Source organism: Streptomyces sp. URMC 123 (assembly GCF_051386515.1).
Taxonomy (GTDB): domain Bacteria; phylum Actinomycetota; class Actinomycetes; order Streptomycetales; family Streptomycetaceae; genus Streptomyces.
On record NZ_JBPQTV010000312.1, the window covers coordinates 1 to 7,641 of the forward strand.

Below are 7,641 nucleotides of genomic sequence, written 5' to 3' on the forward strand. Positions count from 1 at the left end.
CCGGGGGGACATGCAGGGGCATGGTGGGTCGCCTCTCACTGGTGGAGACACGTGGAGCTGGGCAGGTGCTGACGGCGCTGTCGGCGTGCGGGGGGCCGGAGGGGGCCGGAGATCGAAACCGGCGGCGCCTGCTCTCTGCCTCGACGTGAAGAGTTTATACGACACGTGTTCACACAGTGTTTCCGCTAGCTGTCGTGCGTATTACCGGCAAGGCGATATCAGGACGGTCCTCGCGCGGCATTCCGCCGATTGTGTCCGGTGGTTCTCCATCATGACCTGGGGGTTCCTCCGGATAACGGTAGGCTGATTCGCATCGGTATTTTTCACCAGCCATAAGCGCCGTACCGGACGATCGGCTATGCCAGCGGTATGTGCCGTCACATGTGTATCTTCCAGCCTAGCGGGCAGAGGGTCTCCGCCGGGCGTAATCGATCACATTGCCGGGCATCATCGACCGTGACATGGGCGGCCGGCGACGCTGCCGACCCATTCGATGGAGGGACACTTCGATGGGCGAGAAGGTCGTGGCCGGCGGGTTCGACCTGTCCGATCGACAGCGCTACCGCACCAGGCTGCACCAGTGCCTCGAGGGGCTGGCGCGGCTGTTGGAGGAGAAGCGGTTCGACCGTCCCAGGAACCTCGTGGGTCTGGAGATCGAGCTGAATCTCGCCGGTCCCGACGGACTGCCGAGAATGATGAACGCGGAGGTGCTCAAGCGGATAGCGAGCGGTGATTTCCAGACCGAACTGGCCCAGTTCAACCTGGAAGTGAACATTGTTCCGCACCGATTCGGCGCGCGCGTTCTCGACCAGCTCGCGGAAGAACTCCGTACCGGCCTCGCCTATGCCGATCGAAAGGCCCAGGAGGTCTCCGCGGAAATTGTGATGATCGGAATTCTGCCCACGCTCACCGGGCGGGATCTGGTCTCCGCGAACCTTTCCGACGTCGATCGTTACCGGCTGCTCAACGAGCAGGTCATCGCGGCCCGGGGAGAAGACATCGCCCTCGACATCGAGGGCGTAGAACGGCTCACGTACACCTGTCAGTCCATCGCCCCGGAGGCCGCCTGCACCTCCGTGCAGCTGCATCTCCAGGTCACGCCCGGGCGGTTCGCCGCCGTCTGGAACGCGGCCCAGGCCGTCGCGGCCGTACAGATCGCGCTGGGCGCCAACTCGCCCTTCCTCTTCGGCCGGGAGCTGTGGCGCGAGTCCCGGCCGCCGCTGTTCCAGCAGTCCACTGACACCCGCCCGCCGGAGCTCAAGGCCCAGGGGGTGCGGCCGCGCACCTGGTTCGGGGACCGCTGGGTCGACTCGGCGTTCGACCTCTTCGAGGAGAACGTCCGCTACTTCCCCGCGCTGCTGCCCATCTGCGGCGAGGAGGACCCGCTGCGGGTGCTGGACCGGGGCGAGACCCCGAGCCTGCAGGAACTCACGCTCCACAACGGCACGATCTACCGCTGGAACCGGCCGGTGTACGGCGTCGCCGACGGCGTCCCCCATCTGCGGGTGGAGAACCGGGTGCTGCCCGCCGGCCCCACGGTCACGGACGTCATTGCCAACGCCGCCTTCTACTACGGGCTGGTACGGGCGCTGGCGGAGGAGCCGCGGCCCATCTGGTCGCGGCTGCCGTTTGCCACCGCCTCCGCCAACTTCGACACCGCCTGCCGGTACGGCATCGACGCGGTGCTGCGCTGGCCCCGGTCGGGGCGGGGAGGCGTGACCGAGGTGCCCGCGGTGCGCCTGGTGCGGGACGAGTTGCTGCCGCTGGCCGCCGCGGGGCTGGACGCCTGGGGCGTGGAGCCGGCCGACCGCGATCACTATCTGGGCGTGATCGAGGAGCGCTGCCGGCGCAAGGTCAACGGCGCGAGCTGGCAGGCGAAGACGTTCCATCTGGCGCTGGACGGTGGCCTCGACCGGGAGGCGGCGCTGGCGGCGACGACCCGGCGCTACTGCGAGCTGATGCGTACGGGGGAGCCGGTGCATCTGTGGCCGGCCGTCTTCCCGGGCTGACGTCTTCCCGGTCGGTCCCTGTTTCCGACCTCCCGACCGGCCGCGCTCGTTCCCCGGGCCTCCTCGTGCCTCCTCGGGTCTCCCTGGGCCGGTGTGCGGTGGCGGCGCGGCGTGCGGCAAGCTGTGACGACCCCGCGGGGCGGAACGGTGGAACGGAGACAGGTGTGCTGGCAGAGTCGGGCCGCGTGGCCGATCCCTCGTCCCGGCGGCGGCTGCTGAGCCAGGAGACCCTGCTCGTGCTGGCCCTGTCGGTCGGCGCCAGCGCGGTGTCCGCGCTGATCAGCTTCGCCGGTTCGGCCACCCGGCCGGGCGGGCTCAAGGACCAGGCCGCCACGCTCAACAGCAGCCAGGCGCCCGGCCGCCCCTGGCTGGACCTGGCCTGGCAGCTCTTCGGGATCGCCACGGCGCTGGTGCCCGTCCTGCTGGTGGCCCACCTGCTGACGCGGGAGGGGGCCGGGGGCCTGCGGGCCATCGGCCTGGACCGGCGGCGGCCGGGCTTCGACCTGACCCGCGGCGCGGGCGTGGCCGCGGCGATCGGCGGCACGGGGCTCGCCTTCTACCTCGCCGTGCGGGCGGCCGGATTCAACCTCACGGTCGTGCCCGAGTCGCTGCCGGACGTCTGGTGGAAGCTCCCGGTGCTGATCGCCTCGGCCGTCCAGAACGCCCTCCTGGAGGAGGTCGTGGTGATCGGCTACCTGCTCCGCAGGCTGGGCCAGCTGGGCTGGACGCCGATGGCCGCGCTCGCCACGAGCTCCGTGCTGCGCGGCTCGTACCACCTCTACCAGGGCGTGGGCGGCCTGATCGGCAACATGGTGATGGGTGCGGTCTTCGTGCTCCTGTACCGCCGCTGGGGGCGGGTGGGGCCGCTGGTCGCGGCCCACGCCCTGATCGACATCGTGGCGTTCGTGGGGTACGCGCTGCTCGCGGGCAGGGTCGGCTGGCTGCCGACGGCGTGACGGGGCCCTTGCGGCGCCCCGCGGCGTGTCCCGCGGCGTGCCCGGTGGCGCGCCCGGCGTGAGCCGTTCGCCGCGCGCCCGCCGCGTGCTCGCCGCGCTCCCGTCGGCAGCTCAGGGCGCGACGAGCAGCTCGCCCTCGATCACCGTCACGGCCCGCCCGGTCAGCCTCGTACGCTCGCCGCGCAGCGCCGTCGCCACGTAACCGGTGCGCGCCGAGACCTGGAGCCCGGTCAGCTCGGAGCGCCGCAGCCGCTCCGACCACAGCGGCGCCAGGGCCGTATGCGCGCTGCCGGTGACCGGGTCCTCCCCGATGCCGCAGCCGGAGCCGAAGAAGCGCGACACGAAGTCGTGGCCGCGGCTCGCGTCCTCGGCCGCCGCCGTCACGATCACACCCCGCCAGTCGAGCCGCCCGACGGCGGCCATGTCGGGGTCGAGCTCGCGCACGGTCCGCTCGTCGGCCAGCTCGACCAGCAGATCGCCGATGTACTCGCCGGTGTCGTACGCGCGCAGCGGCCGCGCCCCGAGCGCCTCCTCCAGGCCCTCGGGAATCTCCACCGGGGTGAGCGGGGCCGTGGGGAAGTCCAGCGTGATGGCGCCGCTGTCGTCGGCGGTCGCGGTGAGCAGACCGCTGAGGGTGCTGAAACCGATGGTGCCGGAGCCGGAGCCGGAGCCGGAGCCGGAGCCGGCGCTGGTGTCGGCGCCGGTGGTGCGCAGCACATGGGCGGTGGCCAGGGTGGCGTGCCCGCACAGCTTGACCTCGGTGGTGGGGGTGAACCAGCGCAGCGCCCAGCCGGCTCCGGCGCCGTCGGCCAGCCGGTGCGCGAAGGCCGTCTCCGAGAGATTGACCTCGGCCGCGACCCGCTGCATCCAGTCGTCGGCGGGGAAGGCGTCCCCGTCCAGAATCACGACGCCCGCCGGGTTCCCGGCGAAGGGGCGATCGGTGAAGGCATCGACGATCCGAATCCTCATGCGGCGACCCTACGCCCGCCACGCGCCCCCGTACCAAGGCCAATTGCCCCGAAGTGGCTCGGGGTGACGCCTCCCTGGGCCCGGTGGCCCGCGCCGCTCCCGCGAGTGGCCCCCGGGCGGTCCGAAGGAAGGTCCGGTGGTCCTGGCCCGACGGTGACGCTCCCGAAGACGTGACGCTCCCGAAGCGGGGCGGCAGGTCACGCTTTCGCTCGGCCGGCGGTGTGGCGACGTTCGGGCGGCGCTGCGCCGCTTCGCCGCCTCGGGGCCTCTTTACGAGGCCACTTGGGCAGGGAAAACGCAACTTCGACAGGGTCTGCGGACGGGGCTATCTTCGCCTGACATTCGGCGCCGCCCACAGTCGCGCAGGGGTTCCATTCCGCCTGAGTCACCCGCAAGGGGAGTCGAGCACGCCCACAGCTCCCCGCCCCCATGCGCAGGCCGCCGAATCGAGTCCACGCCCGGACAGCGAAAGCGTCAGGGACTTCCACACCAGGCCCTCGGCCAGGGAGAGACGCATGCCTCAGCTTGCTCTGTACACGTTCGGCGTCCTGAAGTCGCCCCTCACCGATCCCGCACCTCTCACGCGGGAGTTCCATGAGAGCGGTGAGGCGGTGTACCGGGAGATCGGCCGGCACCCCGGATACATCGCTCATGCCCGAGCGGCGGATCGCAGCCTGGGCGCACGGACCGATTTCGACTCGGACTGGGGTGAGTGGGGAGAGTTCGCTGTTCCGGCCTGGTATGGGAAGGGCCGCACTGCGGAAACCGTCGCCCTGGCCGCGACCCTCTCACTCTGGACCGACCTGCGATCCGCCTTCGACGCCGTCTACACCGGCCTGCACCGCGCGGGGCTCAACAGGCGTTACGACTGGTTCGAGCGGACGGGGCACCCGGGTCACGTGTTCTGGTGGGTCGCCGACGGCGCGATACCCACCTGGCGGGACGGGGTTTCCAGGCTGGAGCACCTCCACGACCACGGCTCGGCGCCGTACGCCTTCACCTTCCACCACTCGTTCGACCCGGGCGGAGCGCCGACCGGGCTCAAAGGCGGCGGACAGCGGTAGCGACTCGTCCCTGCCCGACCCGCCTGTGACCTGTCATCTCAGCGAAGCTGAACGGATGATCGTTAGTCTCACCGAAGGTTGAGCACTTGCTCGGCCTTCGGGCTGGGGGTGCGGTGGAAGCGCTGTCGCGCGCGTACGGCGATGAGGCGTTAACGGCGTTTGGGCTGGACTTTCTCATTGACGGGAGAGCGGCGTCGGCTCCCGCTGGGAGCGAGTTGACAGGTTGCGTACGAGATAGTTGAGCCCGTCCGGCCGTTCCGCTGGAACAAGGGCACGCCGGGCTTCGCGGGCTGGTACTACTCGACGACTATGCGTGATCACGTGGGCTATGAGTCGTGGCTGGAGCGGGACCGGCTGATCCTGCTCGACCGAGATCCGCAGGTCAGGGCGATATCGTCGCAGCCGTTCTGCACTGGCATGACGGCGAGAGGCGTCGCCGCCACGCCCCTGACTACTTCGTCCGGCTGGTTACAGGGCAGGCTCGGATTGTGGACGTCCGTGCTGAGGACGACATGGACGACGGCACGCGGGAGGGTTAGGCGGATCTCTCAGGAGGGTTGCTGGAGACCGGAAGCCTGGTCAGGAGTGAGGGGCGGCGGCAATGAGCCGACTGAGGCGCCCGCCGATCCTGGCAGTTGGAGAGCGGGTTCGGTTCGACGGGCAGGTCCGCGGAGTGCTCGAAGTAACCGCGCAGGCCGCAGTTCTGGAGGACGCGGAGGCCCCGCATCGCGTGGTGGCTTTGCTCGATCTGTTCGCGGCAGAAGACTTCGAGGTCCTGTTCCGCCCGGAGCGGATACCGCTGCCTCCGCATCTGGCTTGGACCTCAAGGAAGGGGTCGCCGGGCTGGCTGATCGCCGAGCGGCCCGCAAGCGACCGGAGTTCGGGACGGTGGACATCAGAGTGGTCGAGGCAATGCGCCAGGCCATCGACGAAGGTGTCGACCCCTCGACTCGGACCGCGTCCTACCTGATCTGGCGGACAAAAGAGATCCTCACGCAGACCGAGGACGAAGACGGGACGGAGACGGAGGACGACGAGACCGAGGACGGACAATCGGGGCCCCAGTGGCCTTCCCGGGCCACGCTCTACCGGTTGGTGGAGAAACTGACGGCGGGTACTCACACTCTGGACTCGGCGGTGACGCGCCGTTCGAAGGCGCATGTTCATCTGCATGTCGCCGCACCGCCTACCTTCAGCATCAGCAGGGACGCGCTTTGGCGACGGCTTCCAGCGCCGACGATGATCCTTCCCGCCCAGAAGACCGTCGTTGCATAGCCTGCGAAAAGCCTCTACCTCAGGACTCTCGATCGCATCGCCAGACGTGCTCAGCAACCTGTCGGCAGCACCCCCGCCGCTGGAGTCGACTCACTTCGCCCGAGAAGTTCCTCCGCTCGCCAGCCGAGACCTGTGAGTTCTGCCAGGACCCACTCCCGAAAGCGAAGCCGGGGACTGGTCAGCGACGCTGGTGCTCATACCTCTGCGGTCAACGAGCCCGCCGCAGACTCGACCCAGCCCCCTACAGGATCCGGACCTGCGAGCACTGCCAGACCCCCATCGAGAGGACAGATTCGGAAGAGCCCGTCGATGGTGCTCGAGGAACTGCCGGGAGAAGGGCCAGCGTCGCCGCCGCAAACTTGCTGTTGGTGACAGCTAGGCAAGGGGGCCTCGCGTTCGCCTTCATGCCTGGGCAGTCGGCGGGGGCGGCGGTTCAGACAGCGACGCGGCTTGGCACGGCGTCCGCTCGCCCATAGTTGAGCACGTGGGCAAGGACTTCTCGAAACTGGGCGAGGTCTTCTGCCGGCGCTTCGATGACGGCCTCGATCTCGCTGTCATCCAATCGCAGGTCGTCCAGAGCGTCAGGGTTCAGTGAGACATGGAGGACATTGCCCCTCAGAACGGCTTCACGCACACAGCCATACGCGGTCCCCTGACCGGCTGTGACCAGGCAGTGAGTGTCCATCCCCAGAGCTATCTCCTGGTCATCGGGATCGTCCTCACCCGCCATGAACATCAGGATGAAGCCGCTGCCATCTTCTCGCTCGGCGAGCGCAGCTTCAGTGAAGTAGCCCTCCGGGTCGATCTCGGTTCTGGCGGCGCGGGCGATGAATCGGTACGTCATGAGGGCGTTCTATCAGTGCGTCCCTCTGAGCCTCCAGACAGGGGCAAGACTGAACAGAGGGAAGGGCGGAAAGTGCGTCACCAGCGTCACCTCTACAAGCATCCGCAGGTCAAGGAGCTGGTGCGGGCCCGAGACTGCGTCACCCAGAACCGCTCGGCAGAGCATATTCGCTGAGACGAGCCGCCGAAACGGCACATTCACTGAGACGAACGCGGATCTGAGCATCTTCGTTGAGACCTGAGCAACCTTCGCTGAGACAGGTCAACTGATGACCCGTCTCGGACGATCTGGTCTCGGGGCAGGTCTGTGACCTGTGACGACCAGATCATTTGAGACGCGGGGCGTCGAAAATCTCAGCTGATGTGGACCCTGGTCAGCGGATCGGCTGTCGTTGACGATATGCCTTCTGCCGGCAACGGTGCGAACAGGTCCGTCGTCGAGCCCGACCGCGACCTGTCGGCAGTGGTCCTGCGCAGACCGTGCAGGACGGTGTGATCTGGGCCGGGGGGGGGGGGGGGGGGGGG

The 7,641-nt window shown here is 68.9% G+C and carries 6 protein-coding genes and 1 pseudogene; 5 read left to right on the plus strand and 2 right to left on the minus strand.

Going from position 1 to position 7,641, the window contains the following annotated elements; translation table 11 throughout:
• Positions 1-509: 509 nt before the first annotated feature.
• Positions 510-2,009, plus strand: a complete 1,500-nt coding sequence (locus tag ACSNOD_RS25760; RefSeq protein WP_436769445.1) for a glutamate-cysteine ligase family protein — start codon at positions 510-512, stop codon at positions 2,007-2,009.
• A gap of 164 nt (positions 2,010-2,173) precedes the next feature.
• Positions 2,174-2,965: a CPBP family intramembrane glutamic endopeptidase gene (locus ACSNOD_RS25765; RefSeq protein WP_436769446.1), complete on the plus strand. Its 792-nt coding sequence runs from the start codon at positions 2,174-2,176 to the stop codon at positions 2,963-2,965.
• Positions 2,966-3,076: 111 nt separating this feature from the next.
• Here ACSNOD_RS25765 and ACSNOD_RS25770 read toward each other — a convergent pair whose 3' ends face one another.
• Positions 3,077-3,934: a PhzF family phenazine biosynthesis protein gene (locus tag ACSNOD_RS25770; RefSeq protein ID WP_436769447.1), complete on the minus strand. Its 858-nt coding sequence runs from the start codon at positions 3,932-3,934 to the stop codon at positions 3,077-3,079.
• Between the two features lie 515 nt (positions 3,935-4,449).
• On the opposite strand from ACSNOD_RS25770, the gene ACSNOD_RS25775 reads away from it, so the two are divergent.
• From ACSNOD_RS25775 to ACSNOD_RS25785, 3 genes and pseudogenes are all read left to right on the plus strand, one after another.
• Complete coding sequence (locus ACSNOD_RS25775; RefSeq protein ID WP_436769448.1) at positions 4,450-4,998, plus strand: DUF3291 domain-containing protein; 549 nt, start codon at positions 4,450-4,452, stop codon at positions 4,996-4,998.
• Positions 4,999-5,213: 215 nt separating this feature from the next.
• Positions 5,214-5,531 (plus strand): annotated as a pseudogene (locus ACSNOD_RS25780) (TnsA-like heteromeric transposase endonuclease subunit); the annotation flags it as partial.
• Between the two features lie 283 nt (positions 5,532-5,814).
• Entirely contained in the window at positions 5,815-6,273 is a 459-nt protein-coding gene (locus ACSNOD_RS25785; protein WP_436769449.1) for a hypothetical protein, read from the plus strand.
• Between the two features lie 433 nt (positions 6,274-6,706).
• Here ACSNOD_RS25785 and ACSNOD_RS25790 read toward each other — a convergent pair whose 3' ends face one another.
• A complete protein-coding gene (locus tag ACSNOD_RS25790) occupies positions 6,707-7,117 on the minus strand; it encodes an Imm10 family immunity protein (RefSeq protein ID WP_436769450.1) in 411 nt (136 codons plus the stop codon).
• Positions 7,118-7,641: the final 524 nt, after the last annotated feature.